This is a genomic window from Rhizobium tropici CIAT 899 (assembly GCF_000330885.1).
Taxonomy (GTDB): Bacteria; Pseudomonadota; Alphaproteobacteria; order Rhizobiales; family Rhizobiaceae; genus Rhizobium; species Rhizobium tropici.
Genome location: NC_020062.1, coordinates 383,331 through 399,655, shown reverse-complemented (window position 1 = coordinate 399,655; position 16,325 = coordinate 383,331). Strand labels below are relative to the sequence as shown.

Here is a 16,325-nt window from a genome sequence, read left to right as displayed (position 1 = left end):
ACCAGTTTTAAGGAAGTATCTTTCGAGGATGAACGGCACGGCGCCGGCTAGTTCGGCAATAGCGACACGCTTTTGCCCCTGGTCACACCGAGGACTTCATGAAACGCATCGAATGAGCTCGGGCGATCATTCTTGCGGGAGATCAGAATCGTATCCACGACGGCGAGCTGATGCGTCGCCGACGTCGCCGGCCAGTGCATGAGATCGAGAACCGACTTTGGCATGACGCCAGCCGCGTTGCCGGTCGCTACGCTGGCCAGGATGGCATGATAGGAACCAAGTTCGGTCGTCGGCAAAGGGCTCGACCTGCGTGCCCAGCTTTCCGCAATCCTGCGATAAGTGCATCCGGGCTCCAAAGCGGCAATCGATCCGACCCGCAAATCGGCGGCGGATCGGATCGCAGGATGCCCGGATGGCAACAGCAGCAGCAGATCCTCGACAAATACCGGTTCGGCTTCGAGCTGCCTGAGCTCAGCCGCGAAATCTGGATCCTCATCCAGCATCGCTTTCGGCGGCCGGGCGATCAGCGCGCAATCCAACATATCGCGCAGAACATCTCGGGCAAGATCTCGGGAAGCGCCCAGCGTCAGCTGGAGCGACACATCCGGCCACATATGATTGAACCTGCTGAGCGCCGCGGGCAGCCGGCTTGCCGCCGTACTTTCCATCGTTCCCAAGCGCAAGGTGCCCGTTGGGCGCCGAGGCCTGACCGCCTGCCGTGCCTCAAGAGCAAGCGCCGAAAGACGATTGGCATAGACGTGGAACGTCTCGCCCTCTTTTGTCAGCGTCATCTTCTTGCCGTCGCGGCTGAAGAGCAGGACGCCGAGGGCGTCCTCCAACTGCTGGATGCGCGTCGTCACGTTCGACGGCACGCGTCCCACGGCTTTCGCAGCCTTGGTTACACTGCGATCGCTTGCGACCGCCAAAAATATTTCGATCGATGAAAGGTCCAACGAAAAGATCTCGATTCAGGAATTAAGCTGCCTTATCATTCCCTATATAAAAATCATTCTCGCAGCTCAAGCATGTTTGGCCTGCCCGGACCGGGAGCATTGGAACGAATGGCAAAATCGGATCGACACGAAACCGATGAAGACATCCGCGAATATGCGTCGCCTGCCTGCATGCTGCACGAAGTCGACCCGGCTTATAGCGGCATCTCGCCCGACGGAGGCCGGATCTCGGATGTTTTCGCGTGGCGAAAGATGCAGCGGCAACGCTTGATCGATGACCGAAAGACGCTGCCATTCGCACAGCGTGAGGACTATACGCGCTCGATTGCTGACCATCTCGATCAGATCGTCGCCGATATCGACGGAAAGCATATCAGTCTGTTTTGGCCATTCCTGGGAGAGCCGGACCTTAGAGGATGGATGGCAGCCGCAACGGCCCGCGGCGCGGATTGCCTGTTGCCCGTGGTCGTGGCGAAGGCAACCCCGCTGATATTCCGATCCTGGAAAATGGGGGAAAGGCTTGAGCGCGGGGTATGGAACATTCCTATACCCGCGGAAGGCAAGGAAGCGGTGCTTGATATCGTCATCGCGCCGTTGGTCGGCTTCGATCCACATTGCTTCCGTCTCGGTTATGGCGGCGGCTTCTTCGATAGAACCCTCGCCGCTCTCGAACGCAAGCCTTTGGTCATCGGCGTCGGCTTCGAATCGCAGGCGATCGACACCATCTGTCCGCTCGCTCACGATATTCCGATGGATGTGATCGTCACGCAGGCGGGACCGCGCTACCGATGAGGCGCGAGCCGGATGCCGATGGTCAATTTTCCTGACGGCGCGAGGCGCATATGCGGATCATGCGCAGAGCAGCATCATTCAACATCCAGATCAAAGAAATGCTGGGTCGCAAGGGCGGCGGCCCCCCGCGCCCACGAACCTGGCACCCAGTCAGGAAGTATTTCCGGCGTGTTCAAGAAGACATATTTCGCCATCGAACGCCGTATCGGCTCGAGAATCGCTTCGCCGAACTGCATGGCTTCGCCGCCGGCAATGAGAACCTCGGGATCGAACAGGTTCACCAGATCGGCCAGATGGCGCCCGATCAGCTCCCCCGCCCCCGCCATGACCTGGAGAGCCGCCGGATCGCCGCCTTCGATCGCGGCTGCGAATTCGTCGCGATTGGCCTTTTTGCCCCTTCGTCGGCCCCAGTCCTCGATCATCGCAGCCTCGGCTGTGTGAGCCTGGAGGCAACCCCGTCTCCCGCATTCGCAAAGTCGGCCGCCCGGAACCGTAATGACGTGACCGAGCTTTCCTGCCAGGCCATGGCTTCCGTGATAGATTTCCCCACCCATAACAAGCGAAGATCCGACACCGGTACCGACAGCGATCGTTGCAAAATTGCTGTAGTTGCGGCCCGCACCGAAGAGCCGCTGCGCGACGGTGAAGGCGCTGATGTCGTCGTCGATCCAGACCGGGACATGGACCCGTTCACGCAGCAATTCGGGAAAGGCAAGATTGCGCCAGCCAAAGCGCGGGCTCTGGACGCAGATGCCGTTGACCGCATCCACCTCGCCGGGGATGGAAACTCCGACGCCCATAACGGGCGATCCGGTGCGGCCGGCATCGGCAAGAAGCTTCGGGATCGCCGCGACAATCGCCTCGACCATCGTTTCCGGCAACGTGTCCGGCACGGGCATCTCGAATGAAGCAATCGGCGTCGTGGCGAGATCGGTCAGGACACAGTCGATGCTGTCGTGGCGGAGCTTGAAGCCAACAGCCAGGTGTCCATCATAATTGATATCGACCGGCACAGGCCGCCGTCCCGTGGCACCCGTCTGCGCTTTTCCCTCGACGACGAGCCCCTCCTCGACCAGTTCCGTGACGACGAAAGTCACCGCCGCCGGGCTGAGACCCGTCACCGTGGCGATTTCGGCCCGCGGCATCGCTCCGCGGCTTCGCAGCAGGTTGAGAATGAGCCGCCGATTAAGGGCTCGGGAAGTACCAGGGTTGCCGCGCACGATGATCCTTAAATTAATTTTGTAAATTAACTATTGTCGCTTCTCGGAAGATACGGTATGCAATAGCACATGGCAATGGAGGAATGTCTGCTTGTATCAGCACAAGCGGAATTGCCGGTTTATTGCGTAATTTCTGAAGGTTAGCGGCTGCCCATATCTGTGGGCGGGCCTGGATTTGATGTGCCTAGGGAGGAAATAGATGACATCGAAGAACGAACTTTCACTCGTCAATGCAATCAAGGCGTCTCGGCGCCAGTTCATGATCGGCACGGGGGTGGCCTTGGCGACCACGGCGCTTTATCGCCCCGCAATTGCCAATGGCGGCGAGGTGACGATCATTTCGGATATCGGCAATGCCGGACAGCGGGCCGTCCTTGACAGCATCGCAGCTGATTTTACCAAGAAGACGGGGACGAAAGTCACCATCAACAATATGGATCATGAAGCGCACAAGACGGCTATCCGTAGCTATCTCGTCGTCGGCGCTCCTGATGTCTGCTTCTGGTTCTCCGGCAACCGAATGAAGGCCTTTGTCGACCGCGGACTGTTCGACGACATCTCCGACCTCTTTGCCAAAGAAGGCTATAGCGACAAGCTGGGCGCCACGATGACGGCGGTTACGGTCAACGGCAAGCAGTATGGCCTGCCGCTCGGCGGCATTCTCTGGGGTCTTTTCTATCGCAAGGACGTTTTTGCCGACAAGGGTTGGACAGCGCCGAAGAACTGGGACGATTTCCTGAAATTCGGCGAAGCGGCGAAATCCGCCGGCATGACACCGATCAGCATGGGCACGAAGGAACTCTGGCCGACCGGAGGCTGGTTCGACCACATGAACCTGCGTATCAACGGTCTCGAAAAGCACCTCGCGCTGATGGAGGGCAAGATCCCCTACACCGACCCGACGCTGAAGCCGGTCTTCGACAAGTGGGAAGAGCTCATCAAGGCCAATTTCTTCTCGGCAAGCGCGCCGTCGTTCGGCTGGGAACAGGCGGGGGCGGCTCTCGCACAGAAGAAGGCAGCGATGATGGACCTCGGAGGCTTCATCAAGTCCGCCTTCCCCGCAAGCGAAGAAGGCCAGATCGCTTTCGCTCCCTTCCCGGAAATCGTCCCCGGCGTCGAACGTTATGAGGATTTCTCGGTCAACTCGGTGCATATTCCGGCCAAGGCGAAGAACCGCCAAGGTGCGCGCGATTTTCTCGCCCACTTCTATCAGCCTGACAATCTCGGCGCCTTCCTCGAAGCCGAAGGCACCATTCCGCCACGCAACGATTGCCCGCCGAGCAAGGACCCCTTGGTCAACATCGCCGTGGAATCGCTCAAGGGCGTGAAGGGAACGTCGCAATATTACGACCGCGACACCGATCCGGACATGGCGCAGGACGGTGTAAAGGGCTTCCAGGAATTCATGGTCAAGCCCGAGCGGCGCGACCAGATTCTGGCAAGGCTCGAAAAAACGCGCGCGCGCATTTTCAAATAGTCCTCCCGGACCAAGGCGCGGCAGGGTATCGGCTTTATACGCCGCCCCGCCGCGCCGCCTTGAAAAGCCCGCACCTTCCGAAGTGCCTTGAATTATCGAACCAAGAAGTCTGAGCCATGTGGAAAAAACACAGGAACTGGCTGACGCCTGTCCTCTTCATCGTGCCAGGATGCATCCTGTTCGGAACGATCATCATCGCTTCCTCGGTGGAATCGATCTGGATTTCATTCTTAGATTGGGATGGCGTCGGGCAGAAGAGCTGGGTGGGACTGGCAAACTATTCCGAACTCTTTGCCGATCCGCAATTCTACGTCTCGCTGAAGAATAACATCATCTGGCTCGTCATGTTCATGGCGGCACCGCCGCTCGGACTGGCGCTGGCGCTGCTCGTCAACCAGCAGATCGCCGGCATGCGGATATTGAAGTCGCTCTTCTTCATCCCGCTCGTGCTCGCAACAGTCACGGTCGGCGTTGTGTTCGGCTGGGTCTATGATCCGAATTACGGGCTTCTTGCCCTCATCTTCGGTCTTTTCGGCGCAACGGCGCCAGCGCTACTTGCCGACGAACATTTCGTCACCTTCGCCGTGGTCGCCGCCGCGCTCTGGCCGCAGATCGCCTTTTGCATGGTGCTCTTTCTTGCGGGCCTCAACAATTTGAGCTCCGATATCATCGGGGCCGGACGCGTCGACGGCGCACGCGGCTGGAACATGCTCTGGCACGTCGTGCTGCCGCAATTGCGCCAGGTAGGTTTCATTGCCCTTGCCGTAACGGTCGTCGGCGCATTGCGATCCTTCGACATGATCGCGGTGATGACATCGGGCGGCCCCTTCGGCTCATCGGAAGTGCTGGCCTATCAGATGTACGAGCAGTCGATCTTTTCCTATCGCTTCGGCTATGGCGCTGCCATCGCCACTGTCCTCTTTGCAATCATGATCGTTTTCATCACCTGGTATCTGCGCGTCATGGTGCGCATGGAACGGGAGACACGCTGATGTATCCTCGCCCAATCCCTGAAGAAAAGCCCGCGCTTCGCGGCCTTTATGCCGGCTTCGTCGGCCTGATCCTTATACTTTGGCTGCTGCCGCTCGTTGCCGTCATGCTGACGGCGGCCAAAACGGCCGATGAGATCATGGCCGGCAAATACTGGACATGGCCCGAGCATTTCAATCTCGTCGAGAATTTCCAGGCGGTCTTCCAGCAGACCAACATGTGGGGCTATTTCATCAATAGCCTCGTCATCACCTTGCCTTCGGTGCTGCTCGTCCTCGTATTCTCGACGCTGACCGGCTATGTGCTCGCGCGCTATAATTTTCGCGGCAACGCCCTGCTCTTCTCGCTCTTCGTCGGCGGCAACTTCCTGCCTGCGCAGATCATGATGATCCCGGTGCGCGATCTCATGGTTTCGGTCGGCCTATACGACACCTATTTCGCGCTGATCATCTTCCATGTCGCCTTCCAGACCGGTTTTGCGACCCTGTTCATGCGCAATTTCATCGCGGCCCTGCCGGACGAATTGTTCCAGGCAGCGCGCGCAGAAGGCGCCTCCCCCTGGCAGACGATGCGCCATGTCGTCATACCGCTGATGCGGCCTGCGCTTGCCGCGCTTGCGATCCTGATCTTCACCTTCGTCTGGAACGACTATTTCTGGGCGATCGTGCTGACGCAAAGCGATGTCGTCAAACCGGTGACGGCGGGCCTCAACAACCTCAGGGGCGAATGGACATCCGCCTGGAACATCGTGGCGGCAGCAACCCTGTTCGTCGCCGTCCCACCGGTCCTGATGTTCTTCCTGATGCAAAAGCACTTCATCGCGGGCCTGACCATGGGCGCCGTCAAGGGCTGACATGTCCCGCACCGCGCGAACAGATTTGGAGTATCACTCATGAGCCATGTAAAGCTGATCGATATCGACAAACATTATGGCGGCTACCATGCCCTGCGTTCGATCAATCTTTCCGTCGACAAGGGCGAGTTCATCGTCATGGTCGGCCCGTCGGGCTGCGGCAAATCCACCACGCTGAAGACGATTGCCGGGCTTGAAAGTATCAGCTCGGGCGAGATCTGGATCAACGGCCGCAACGTGACGCGCAAGGAGCCGGGCGACCGCGGCATTGCTATGGTCTTCCAGTCCTATGCGCTTTATCCACATATGACGGTTGCCGAGAACATGGGCTTCGGCCTGAAGATGGCGAAGCGGCCGCAGATCGAAATCGACGCTGCTGTCAAGCGGGCCGCCGATATCCTCAGAATATCGGACCAGCTCGACAAGCGCCCGAAGCAGCTTTCGGGCGGCCAGCGCCAGCGCGTCGCCATCGGCCGTGCCATCACCCGCGCGCCGGAAGTCTTCCTCTTCGACGAGCCGCTCTCCAATCTTGATGCGGCATTGCGCACGCAAATGCGCGTCGAGCTTTCGACGCTGCATCAGCAGCTCGGCTCGACGATGATCTATGTGACGCACGATCAGGTCGAGGCGATGACCATGGCGAGCCGTATCATCGTGTTCAACAAGGGTATCATCGAACAGGAAGGCGCGCCGCTTAGTCTCTATCACAATCCGGCAAACCAATTCGTCGCCGGCTTCCTCGGCGCGCCGCGGATCAACTTCGTCAACGCAAAGCTCGTTTCGCTTCGCGACGGCATCGCTGAAGTCGCGCTCGAAGGCGGCGGCACGACGGTCCGCGTTCCAGTGGGCGAGGTCGGCGATCTTAAGGCTGAGTCCCATCTCACCCTGGGCATCCGGCCGGAATCGCTGAAGATCGGCCGCTCCACCGAGGATGTCGCTATCTCCTTGGACGGCAAGGTCCGGCTGGTCGAACAGCTCGGCCGCGAAACCATTCTCTACGTCGACGCAGGCCCGCTTGCCACGATCGGCTCGGAAAGCGGCACGCGCAATTTCACGGTTCAGCTCGGCAATGCGACCGGCTTTTCGGCCGGCGAGCAGATCAAGTTGTCCGCCTCGACATCCTCCCTCTACCTCTTCGGCCCCGATGGCAGAACCCTCAGCCGGCCGAAGCCCATCATTGCCTCTCTGTAAAGAAAGCTTGTGACCTCATGAAAGTTTTGGAAAGAAAGCCGCTCTCTGTCTGGCGGACGCTCAATCTCGACGGCTTCATGGTCGGTGTGCCGCATTATCCCGAACATGTCGACGAGAGCTATTGGGACCGTGATGCCGAACGTATGGCGGCTGCCGGTTTCAATACCGTTCGCATGGCGGAATTCGCCTGGCATATCATGGAGCCGCATGAAGACCATTTCGATTTCTCGCTCTTCGACAAGGCGATCGCCGGCCTGGCCAAGCACGGCATCAAGACCATTCTCTGCACCCCGACGGCAACGCCGCCGCGCTGGCTAACGGCAAAATATCCGGAAGTCCTGCGTGTCGATGCAAACGGCAGAGAGGCAAGCCATGGATCGCGCCAGCATTGCGATACGACTAGCCCGGTGCTGCGGCGGCACAGCCAACGGATTACCTGCGCGATGGCCGAGCATTATCGCGACAATCCTCACGTCATCGGCTGGCAGACGGATAACGAGCTCAACACGACGACTTCCGAAAGCTATTCGCCATCCGCGCTCATCGAGTTCCAGAAGTTCTGCCGCGCGAAGTATGGCACGATCGAAGCTGTGAACTTCGCCTGGGGCGGCGACTTCTGGGCGACGGCCTATCAGACCTTCGACCAGATCGTCTTCCCGCAGCCGATGAATCCGTCCTTCTCCAGCCCCGGACATACGCAGGACTATCACCGCTTCCTCGCCTTCGCGACGGCCCTCTTCCAGCACGATCAGGTCAAAATCCTGAGGGCTACCAATCCCGCATGGTTCATCTTCCATAATCTCGGCGGCCTTGTGGACATCGATTTCCGCGGCCAGTTCGGCCAGGATCTCGATTTCATCGGCTTCGACATCTACCCGTTCCTCTATGACGAGATGCGCCGTGGCGGCGGGCATGCGATCACGCAGGCCTTCCATCTCGACCAATGCCGCGCCTATTCCGGCAATTTCATCGTTCCGGAACAGGCCTCGGGCCTCGGCAGCCAGCCGGGCTTCTCCTCCTCCGTGCCGGAGCCCGGCGAGATGCGCCGCATGGCGATGACCTCCGTGTCGCGCGGCGCTGACGGCCTGATGTTCTTCCGCTGGCGGCCGGCGCATTTCGGCGCGGAGATCTACTGGAACGGCATTATCGACCATGATGACGTGCCGCGCCGTCGCTACGAAGAAGCCAAGCAGTTCGCATCCGATATCCGCAAGATCGAGGACAAGCTGCTCGGCACCACGGTTCGCATGGATATTGCGATCGCCGGCGCGGATTTCGACAATCAGGAGGCTTACAAGACCTATGCGATCGGCCTGCCAAGCCCGATGCAGGATGCGGCCCATCTGCACCGCGTATGCTATGAGGCCGGCATTGCCTGTGGTTTCATTCATCCGGAAGACGATCTATCGCGGATCAAGGCGCTCTATGTTCCCCATTGGGTCATGTGGAAGGAAGAGTGGTCGACGGCGGTGGAGAGGTTCGTCGCTGACGGCGGCACGCTCATCCTGTCGGCGATGACGGGAACCCGTGACGACAACAACCACATCATCCGCACCCAGGCGCCGGGTACTGCACTGTCCAGGCTTTCCGGCGTAAGCGTCTACGAATTCGGCCCTGTCTCCGCACCGGGCGCGGACGGATTGTTCAGCGGTTTCCGCGAGGGTGGCATCGGTAGCCATCAGCCGTCCCCGCGTCCGCCGGCATCCTCGGCCTCACGTAAATACGCTTATACGATCGGCAATCGCCAGCTCGAGGCGGGGCACCTTTACGAGAAGCTGGAAGCGACCGCGGATACCGAGATCGTCGGCCGCTGGTCTGACCGCTTCCTGGAAGGCATGCCGATGCTGACGCGCCGCCGGCATGGCAACGGGCAGGTCTATTATCTCGGCACCTACCTCACCGCGCCGCTTGCAGAGGTCATCGGGGAGACTCTCGTCAGCAACGGCGTTGCCGCACCGCTGGTAGAGAACCTGCCGGCCGGCGTCGAAGTGTCCCTGCGCGAGGGCAACGGCAGGAAGCTGCTGTTCGTGCTCAATACCAAGCATGAAACGAAAATCGTCGATCTGCCTGCAGGGACTGACCTGCTGACCGGCAGGACGATATCGGGACGGAGCGAGCTTCAAGGCTACGGCGTGCTTGTGATCGAGCAATCCGCCTGACACGAACCTCAAAGCCCGGCGCCGAGGGTTAAGCCTCGGCGCTGCGGCTCCGCCTCGATCAGCCTGCCTCGTCACCGTTTGCCAGCGGCACGAACAATCCAAGCTTGACGTCGCGCAGCACCACATTCGTATGCATGCGCCGGATCTGCGGATTCTCCGCCATGATCACGGCGGCGATATCGTCATAATGCTCGACATCCCGCGCAGTGACGATGGCGATGAGATCGACAGCGCCCGTGACATAATAGACTTGCTGGATATGGTCCTGCTTTTCCGCCCAAAGACGGAATTTCGCAAGAGCATCGTAATTGTCCCGCTCGATCTCCATGCCGACGATGAACACCATCGGCGTACCGGTCGCCTTGCGATCGACAACAGCAATTTCCGCTTTGATGATACCATCTTCGCGCAGCCGTTTCAGGCGCCGTTGCACCGCTGACGTCGAAAGCCCGACCTCCTCGGCGATCGCTTCGGCCGTGAGCTGGCAATTGCGCTGGACGATATCGAGAATATCGCGATCAAAGCGATCCGGACTTTCCATTTCCCCACTCCTTTAGGCGCGATGAAATCAGGCGACGACATCTCTATTCCATCATAAAAGATGCACAAGAAATACATTTTTGCTTTTTTTATGCAAATTGATCAGAAATTGCGCGCAAATTTCGCTCCTCTTCGCGATATTCTCCGCAAATTGTTTTTCATCGGAATTATATATGACAGAGCTGTCCTCCCAGGCTCTTTATGTGGAAGATCTCCACAAGAGTTTTGGGTCACATCAGGTCCTCAAGGGCGTTTCAACCACCGCCAAACAAGGGGACGTGATTTCCATCATCGGCTCGTCCGGCTCCGGGAAAAGCACGTTCCTGCGGTGCATAAACCTGCTTGAGATGCCCGATCGCGGCCGCATCGTCGTCAACGGCGAGGAAGTTGCCCTGAAGCGCGGGCGCCATGGACAGATGCAGCCGAAAAGCTGGCGCCAGATCGAGCGCATGCGCAGCGGATTGGGCATGGTGTTCCAGAGCTTCAATCTCTGGGCCCACATGACGGTTCTTGAAAACATCATCGAGGCACCGGTGCATGTCCTCGGCATTCCTCGCCGCGAGGCGATCGACAAGGCCGAGGGTCTTCTCGGCAAAGTCGGGCTTTACGACAAGCGCGATGCCTATCCCGCCTTTCTCTCCGGGGGTCAGCAGCAAAGGGCAGCGATCGCGCGTGCACTTTGCATCGATCCGGCCGTGATGCTCTTCGACGAGCCGACATCGGCGCTCGATCCCGAACTGGTCGGCGAAGTCCTCAAAGTCATTCGGGACCTCGCCGAGGAGGGCCGGACCATGCTGCTGGTCACCCACGAAATGCGCTTTGCCCGCGATGTCTCGAACCACGTTCTCTTCCTGCATCAGGGACGGATCGAGGAGGAAGGGCCGCCCAGGCAGATCTTCGATGCCCCGATCAGCGCTCGCTGTCGGGAATTCACCGGCATGCTGACGTCCTGATCCACATCCCATTCACAGACAACACCGCTAGGAGAAACCCTTATATGAGACTCGTTTCCGCTTTACTCGCCGGGCTTGCCTTCACCCTCTCATCCATGAGCGCACAGGCGGAAGTTCGCTTCGGCATCATGAACGAATCCTATCCGCCATTCTTCGCCAAGGATGCCTCCGGCAAATGGCAGGGCTGGGAAATCGACATGATGGACGCCGTTTGCGAGCAGATGAAAGAAAAATGCTCGATCGTCGAGCTTTCCTGGGACGGCCTCATCCCGGCGCTTCAGAGCAAGAAGTTCGACGTGATCTGGTCGTCGATGTCGAATACCGCCGAACGCTCGAAGATCATCGACTTCACCGACAAATACTATAATACGCCCAGCACGCTGATCGGCCCGAAGGATCAGAAGACGGGGGCGACGGCAGACGACGTCAAGGGCAAGACCATCGGTATTCAGGTATCGACCATCCAGTCGGAATACTACAAGAAGTACTTTGCCAAGGTCGCGGATGAGAAGACCTACCAGACACTCGACGAGGCGTTTCAGGATCTCGCTGCAGGCCGCATCGACTACGTCTTCGGCGATTCGCTTGCGCTTGATGCCTTCCTCAAGAGCGATAGCGGCAAGGATTGCTGCGCCAAGATGGGTGATGTCGCCGACGACAAGGAAGTCCTCGGAGCCGGCGTCTCCGGCGGCCTTCGCAAGGAAGACACCGAGCTGAAGGCAAAGCTCAATGCGGCGATCGCCGCGGTGCGCGCCAGCGGCAAATACGACGAAATCACCAAGAAGTATTTCAGCTTCGATATCTACGGCGCCAAGTAAACGATCGCGACGATGGCGACCTCCTCACAAGGCATTCTGGACCTGCTCTCCCCCTATCCTCCCGGATGGGGTGGAGTGCTCTTGACCGGGGCTGCCTCCACGGTCGCCATCTCCGCCGGCGCTTTTCTGATAGGCCTCTTGCTCGGCACGGGCGGAGCATTGGGCAAGCTCTCGGGCATCAGGCCGCTCCGGCTACTGCTCGAACTCTACACGACCACCGTCCGCGCCGTTCCCGAGCTGATCCTGATCGTCGGCCTCTATTACGCGGGCATGGACGGCCTCAATCGGCTGCTCGCCGCGCTCAGTCTGCCGGCCTTCGAGTTGAACGGCTTCGCGGTCGCGGTCGCCGTGCTCGGTTTCGTGCAGGGCGCCTATATGACGGAAGTGCTGCGCGGCGCGATCCTGGCGATCCCCGTCGGCCAGATCGAGGCGGCGAAGGCATTCGGCATGGGGCCGCAGCTGCGCTTCCGCCGTATCATCCTGCCCGCCTTGCTGCCGAACGCCTTGCCTGGTCTTGCCAATCTGTGGATGTCTGTCACCAAGGATAGCGCCCTCGTCGCGGTGGTTGGCTACCAGGAACTGGCTCTCGCCACGCGTCTCGCCGGTGCGAGCACCAAGCACTACTTCATCTTTTTCCTGGCATCCGCTTTTATCTATCTCGCTCTCACTCTCGTCTCGAATGCCCTCTTCAACCTGTTGGAACGGCGTGTGCGCCGCGGCCAGCCGAAGCTCGCCTGAGGAGTGTTGACATGACCTTCTCATGGATATCCGCCTACTGGCCGCTTCTGTTGACGGGCGCCTGGCAGACGCTGTCGCTGCTTGCGATCTCGGTCGTCTTCGGCTTCATCATCGCCATCGGCCTCGCCTTCGCCCAGGTCAGCGGCGGCCCTATCCTGCGAACCCTTGCCCGCGGCTATTGCACCTTCTTCCGGGGCACGCCGCTGCTGATACAGCTCTGGCTGCTCTATTACGGCGTCGGCTCTCTTCTGCCTGTCATCCCGGGTATCCGTCAAAGCCTGTTCTGGCCCATCCTGCGCGAAGGCTTCTTCTTCGCGGCCGTCAGTTTCACGCTGAACTACGCAGCTTACGAAGCGGAGGTTTTGCGCGGCGCGTTGCTTGCCGTTCCGAAAGGCGAGCTGGAAGCCGGGCGCGCATTCGGCATGCGGCCGTTCACGCTGACCCGACGCATCTGGCTGCCGCGCGCCATCCGCATCGCATTACCGACGATCGGCGGCGAAATCGTCATGCAGCTGAAGGCCACTCCGCTCGCCTTCACCGTCACTGTAATGGACCTCTACGCCGTTGCCACCAAAGTTCGCCAGGACACACTTCTGGTCTACGAACCGCTTGTTGTCGTCACCGTCTTCTATCTCATCATCACAGCCATCATCGCGCGAAGCTTCCGTTTCCTGGAAGCTCAGGTGCCGGTGCGGCGCTAACCCACGGCACGAAGGAGAGATCAAACCTCTCCGCAGATCCGAGCCATTCTGGAGATCCCATTCATGAGCAAACCCTTGATCCTCGACGGCGGCATGAGCCGCGAACTGCTGCGTCTCGGCGCGGAACTGAAGCAGCCGGAATGGTCGGCGCTCGCGCTCGTCGATTCGCCGGAGATTGTCCGGCAGGTGCATGACGAATTCATCGCCGCCGGCTCGGACGTTGTGACCACCAACAGCTACGCGCTCGTACCCTTCCACATTGGCGAAGAGCGGTTCTGGAAGGAAGGGGCCGATCTCATCGCACTTTCCGGACAGCTGGCTCGCGACGCCGCCAATGCCTGCAAGGATCGAAAAATCCTGGTCGCCGGCTCGTTGCCGCCCATCTTCGGCTCCTACGAGCCGCAGAATTTCGATCCGTCATGCGTTCAGGACTATCTAAAGGTTCTGGTCGAAAACCTCGATCCTTATGTCGATGTCTGGCTGGGAGAGACCCTCAGCCTGATCGCGGAGGGAGAGGCGGTTCGGGCCGCGGTCGCCGAAACCGGCAAGCCGTTCTGGATCTCCTTCACACTGGCGGATGATGCCACACAAAGGAACGGCGCCTCGCCCAAACTCCGCTCCGGCGAAGCCCTCGAGGATGCGGCTCGCTGGGCCGCATCATCCGGTACCGACGCGCTTCTTTTCAACTGCAGCAAACCGGAGGTCATGCGAGAGGCCGTCGATGTCGCAGCGGAGGTTTTCAAGCATAGCGGCCACAATCTGCAGATCGGCGTCTATGCCAATGCCTTCGAAGGCGAACAAGGCGAGTTGGCCGCCAATGAAGGCCTTCACGCGACCCGGCAAGATCTGAATGACGACGCCTATTCGCGCTTCGCCTGTTCATGGGTCGATGCCGGCGCAACGATGGTCGGCGGTTGCTGCGGGATTGGCGCCGGGCATATTCATCGGCTGAAGAAGGCCCTCCTTACTCAGGGCGTGTAGCAAAAGCCGAACATTGATCCGCAATGCGGGCGCTGGCCATAGGACCGAGACAGGTCTTTTAGTCATGCGCCGTTGCTGCGGCCTGCGGAGCCGGGCTTGGAGTCCGGCTTTGCAGGAGTTCGCCGCGCTCCTCCAGAACGGGATAGGCGGCAGCGGCGACCAGATGGGAATTGATCTGTTTGAGATCGCGCAGCAAATCGAGGTGAAGAGAACTGGTCTCGACGGTCTCGATCCCGCCTTGCCGCAGGCGTTGGAAGTGGGCCTCCGTACCCTCACGCTCCGCTTTGCGAAAGATAACCTTCTCCTCCGCCAGCATGCGAGCGGTGCTCTCGTTCTGGGTCATGAGCAAGGCCGCCGTCGTGCGCAGGTTCGTCTGCAATCGATCGAACAGCCGCGCCAATTCAAGCTGGCCCTCCTTCGAGAAGTTCAGACCCCGGCGCAGACGTTTGGCCAGATGCGGCAAGAGGTTCTGATCGAGAACGTCGCCGGCGTGTTCCATATTCATCGAGAACAGCAGGATCTCGTTCAGGCGTCGTCTGTCGGCCTCGCCGAGTTCATCGGGATCGATCGAGGTGAGATAGGTCTTTACGGCCGCATTCAGACTGTCAAGGATATTGTCCAGCGACCGCAATCGCGTCAGCGCCTTTCGATCCGTATCCGATAGGGCAGTCTTGGCGCCGGCGAGCATTTCGGAGAGAACATCGACCAACCTCAATGCCTCCCGTGCTGCCGCGCCAAGCGCAACGACAGGCGTCTCCTTTGCAGCCGGGTCGAGATACCGGGGACGCGTCGGATCGGCCTCGTCAATCTTCCGCGGCAGCAATTTGGCCAGGAGATCGGCATAGGGCCGCAGTAGCGGCATGAACACCATGGCTAAAACGACATTGAAGGCGGTATGAAAATTGGCGACGGCGCGGGCGCTATCGCTATCCACCAGCACCGACAGGCGCGTGACCGGTTCGAGAAAGCCGATCAGCGCGATCACGCCGACAATGCGTGTCATCATATTGCCGATGGGCAGGCGTTTCACCGATAGATCGGTCCCCGATTGCCCTTCGATGAGCGGATTGATCGCGGTTCCGAGATTGGCGCCGAGAACGAGCGCAAAAGCCTGGTCGACATCGACAAGGCCCTTGCTCGCGAGAGACATGATGAGCAGCACGACGGCAACGCTGGAATGGGCGGCCCATGTCAGAATTGCAGCAAGGAGCATGCTCAGCACCGGCGTTGCGGCAATCGCATCAAGGACGTAGGCGAGCGCCGCCGACCCCTCATACTGCGTCATCAGGTCGAGAAGTTGATGCAGCGCCAGAAGCATGAAGCCGAGCCCGATCATGACCCGGCCAAGATCGTGCACACGTGAGTTCCCGGTTCGGCGGAACATCAGCACCCCGATCAGGATCAGCGCCGGCGAAGCCGCCGCGACATTGAAAGACAACACCTGGACGATCAGGGTCGTGCCGACATTGGCTCCCAGCATGACGGCAAGCGCCGGCACGAGATCCACCAGGCCGCCGGCCGCAAAGCCGGAAGCCATCAGGCCGGTTGCCGTGCTGCTCTGCAGGATGGCAGTGACGCCGATCCCGGCAAAAAACGCCTTGGTGCGATTACTAAGCGCACGGCCCAGAAAAGATCGTAGATCAGGACCGAAGGCGCGCTGAATGCCGGTCTGGACCATCCGCGTGCCCCAGAGCAGAAGCGCGATGTGGCCGGCCAGAGCAACGAGGCCGAGGATAAGCGCCATAATGGTCCTCCATATGCCTGCGGCCTCTCCCGGGACAAACGCCGGGAATCAAGATCGCAGATGGTAACTTTCATTAGCCGACTATGTTCTTTGTCTTTGCGCCTTTTGCAAGGGCGGATTGTCATAAAACTGTTATTATAACATTTTTACATTTAAAATCAGCGGGATACACTGACACACATACGATTGCCTCACTATGACGAATAAGCGCCTTA

15 protein-coding genes are annotated in these 16,325 nt (G+C 59.6%); 11 read left to right on the top strand and 4 right to left on the bottom strand.

Annotation, left to right across the window (positions count from 1 at the left end; genetic code table 11):
• Positions 1–47: 47 nt before the first annotated feature.
• Positions 48–953 carry a LysR family transcriptional regulator gene (locus RTCIAT899_RS23965; RefSeq protein ID WP_015342392.1) on the bottom strand — a complete coding sequence of 302 codons (906 nt, stop codon included), beginning with the start codon at positions 951–953 and terminating at the stop codon, positions 48–50.
• Positions 954–1,061: 108 nt separating this feature from the next.
• Between RTCIAT899_RS23965 and RTCIAT899_RS23960 the strand changes: the two genes are divergently transcribed.
• A complete protein-coding gene (locus RTCIAT899_RS23960) occupies positions 1,062–1,745 on the top strand; it encodes a 5-formyltetrahydrofolate cyclo-ligase (RefSeq protein ID WP_015342391.1) in 684 nt (227 codons plus the stop codon).
• A gap of 74 nt (positions 1,746–1,819) precedes the next feature.
• Here the strand turns inward: RTCIAT899_RS23960 and RTCIAT899_RS23955 are convergent, their stop codons facing one another.
• On the bottom strand, positions 1,820–2,965 hold the full coding sequence (locus RTCIAT899_RS23955; RefSeq protein WP_015342390.1) for an ROK family transcriptional regulator: 1,146 nt from the start codon (positions 2,963–2,965) through the stop codon (positions 1,820–1,822).
• Between the two features lie 199 nt (positions 2,966–3,164).
• Between RTCIAT899_RS23955 and RTCIAT899_RS23950 the strand changes: the two genes are divergently transcribed.
• The 5 genes from RTCIAT899_RS23950 (at position 3,165) to RTCIAT899_RS23930 (ending at position 9,635) form a co-directional block, all read left to right on the top strand.
• The gene (locus RTCIAT899_RS23950) at positions 3,165–4,442 is read left to right on the top strand and encodes an ABC transporter substrate-binding protein (RefSeq protein ID WP_015342389.1); all 1,278 of its coding nucleotides are present in this window, start codon (positions 3,165–3,167) and stop codon (positions 4,440–4,442) included.
• Between the two features lie 116 nt (positions 4,443–4,558).
• Positions 4,559–5,434, top strand: a complete 876-nt coding sequence (locus RTCIAT899_RS23945) for a carbohydrate ABC transporter permease (protein WP_015342388.1) — start codon at positions 4,559–4,561, stop codon at positions 5,432–5,434.
• Positions 5,434–6,285, top strand: coding sequence for a carbohydrate ABC transporter permease (locus RTCIAT899_RS23940; RefSeq protein WP_015342387.1), 852 nt, complete (start codon positions 5,434–5,436; stop codon positions 6,283–6,285). Before RTCIAT899_RS23945 ends, RTCIAT899_RS23940 begins: the two co-directional genes overlap by 1 nt.
• Before the next feature lie 39 nt (positions 6,286–6,324).
• On the top strand, positions 6,325–7,476 hold the full coding sequence (locus RTCIAT899_RS23935) for an ABC transporter ATP-binding protein (RefSeq protein WP_015342386.1): 1,152 nt from the start codon (positions 6,325–6,327) through the stop codon (positions 7,474–7,476).
• Between the two features lie 17 nt (positions 7,477–7,493).
• Positions 7,494–9,635 carry a beta-galactosidase gene (locus tag RTCIAT899_RS23930; RefSeq protein ID WP_015342385.1) on the top strand — a complete coding sequence of 714 codons (2,142 nt, stop codon included), beginning with the start codon at positions 7,494–7,496 and terminating at the stop codon, positions 9,633–9,635.
• A 58-nt stretch (positions 9,636–9,693) separates the two neighbouring features.
• On the opposite strand, the gene RTCIAT899_RS23925 is transcribed toward RTCIAT899_RS23930, so the two are convergent.
• A complete protein-coding gene (locus tag RTCIAT899_RS23925; RefSeq protein ID WP_015342384.1) occupies positions 9,694–10,176 on the bottom strand; it encodes an Lrp/AsnC family transcriptional regulator in 483 nt (160 codons plus the stop codon).
• A gap of 172 nt (positions 10,177–10,348) precedes the next feature.
• Here RTCIAT899_RS23925 and RTCIAT899_RS23920 point away from each other — a divergent pair, with 172 nt between their 5' ends.
• The 5 genes from RTCIAT899_RS23920 (at position 10,349) to RTCIAT899_RS23900 (ending at position 14,366) form a co-directional block, all read left to right on the top strand.
• Positions 10,349–11,128, top strand: coding sequence for an ABC transporter ATP-binding protein (locus tag RTCIAT899_RS23920; protein WP_015342383.1), 780 nt, complete (start codon positions 10,349–10,351; stop codon positions 11,126–11,128).
• A gap of 44 nt (positions 11,129–11,172) precedes the next feature.
• On the top strand, positions 11,173–11,946 hold the full coding sequence (locus tag RTCIAT899_RS23915) for a transporter substrate-binding domain-containing protein (protein WP_015342382.1): 774 nt from the start codon (positions 11,173–11,175) through the stop codon (positions 11,944–11,946).
• Positions 11,947–11,958: 12 nt separating this feature from the next.
• A complete protein-coding gene (locus RTCIAT899_RS23910) occupies positions 11,959–12,684 on the top strand; it encodes an ABC transporter permease (protein WP_041678134.1) in 726 nt (241 codons plus the stop codon).
• A gap of 11 nt (positions 12,685–12,695) precedes the next feature.
• A complete protein-coding gene (locus RTCIAT899_RS23905; protein WP_015342380.1) occupies positions 12,696–13,385 on the top strand; it encodes an ABC transporter permease in 690 nt (229 codons plus the stop codon).
• A gap of 63 nt (positions 13,386–13,448) precedes the next feature.
• The gene (locus RTCIAT899_RS23900; protein ID WP_015342379.1) at positions 13,449–14,366 is read left to right on the top strand and encodes a homocysteine S-methyltransferase family protein; all 918 of its coding nucleotides are present in this window, start codon (positions 13,449–13,451) and stop codon (positions 14,364–14,366) included.
• A gap of 58 nt (positions 14,367–14,424) precedes the next feature.
• Here the strand turns inward: RTCIAT899_RS23900 and RTCIAT899_RS23895 are convergent, their stop codons facing one another.
• Complete coding sequence (locus RTCIAT899_RS23895) at positions 14,425–16,110, bottom strand: Na/Pi cotransporter family protein (RefSeq protein WP_015342378.1); 1,686 nt, start codon at positions 16,108–16,110, stop codon at positions 14,425–14,427.
• Positions 16,111–16,325: the final 215 nt, after the last annotated feature.

Coding starts and splice junctions, on each gene's coding strand:
- RTCIAT899_RS23930 (WP_015342385.1), top strand. CDS start 7,494: ATGAAAGTTTTGGAAAGAAAGCCGCTCTCTGTCTGGCGGACGCTCAAT.
- RTCIAT899_RS23905 (WP_015342380.1), top strand. CDS start 12,696: ATGACCTTCTCATGGATATCCGCCTACTGGCCGCTTCTGTTGACGGGC.
- RTCIAT899_RS23900 (WP_015342379.1), top strand. CDS start 13,449: ATGAGCAAACCCTTGATCCTCGACGGCGGCATGAGCCGCGAACTGCTG.
- RTCIAT899_RS23935 (WP_015342386.1), top strand. CDS start 6,325: ATGAGCCATGTAAAGCTGATCGATATCGACAAACATTATGGCGGCTAC.
- RTCIAT899_RS23920 (WP_015342383.1), top strand. CDS start 10,349: ATGACAGAGCTGTCCTCCCAGGCTCTTTATGTGGAAGATCTCCACAAG.
- RTCIAT899_RS23940 (WP_015342387.1), top strand. CDS start 5,434: ATGTATCCTCGCCCAATCCCTGAAGAAAAGCCCGCGCTTCGCGGCCTT.
- RTCIAT899_RS23925 (WP_015342384.1), bottom strand. CDS start 10,176: ATGGAAAGTCCGGATCGCTTTGATCGCGATATTCTCGATATCGTCCAG.
- RTCIAT899_RS23915 (WP_015342382.1), top strand. CDS start 11,173: ATGAGACTCGTTTCCGCTTTACTCGCCGGGCTTGCCTTCACCCTCTCA.
- RTCIAT899_RS23945 (WP_015342388.1), top strand. CDS start 4,559: ATGTGGAAAAAACACAGGAACTGGCTGACGCCTGTCCTCTTCATCGTG.
- RTCIAT899_RS23960 (WP_015342391.1), top strand. CDS start 1,062: ATGGCAAAATCGGATCGACACGAAACCGATGAAGACATCCGCGAATAT.
- RTCIAT899_RS23950 (WP_015342389.1), top strand. CDS start 3,165: ATGACATCGAAGAACGAACTTTCACTCGTCAATGCAATCAAGGCGTCT.
- RTCIAT899_RS23910 (WP_041678134.1), top strand. CDS start 11,959: ATGGCGACCTCCTCACAAGGCATTCTGGACCTGCTCTCCCCCTATCCT.
- RTCIAT899_RS23895 (WP_015342378.1), bottom strand. CDS start 16,110: ATGGCGCTTATCCTCGGCCTCGTTGCTCTGGCCGGCCACATCGCGCTT.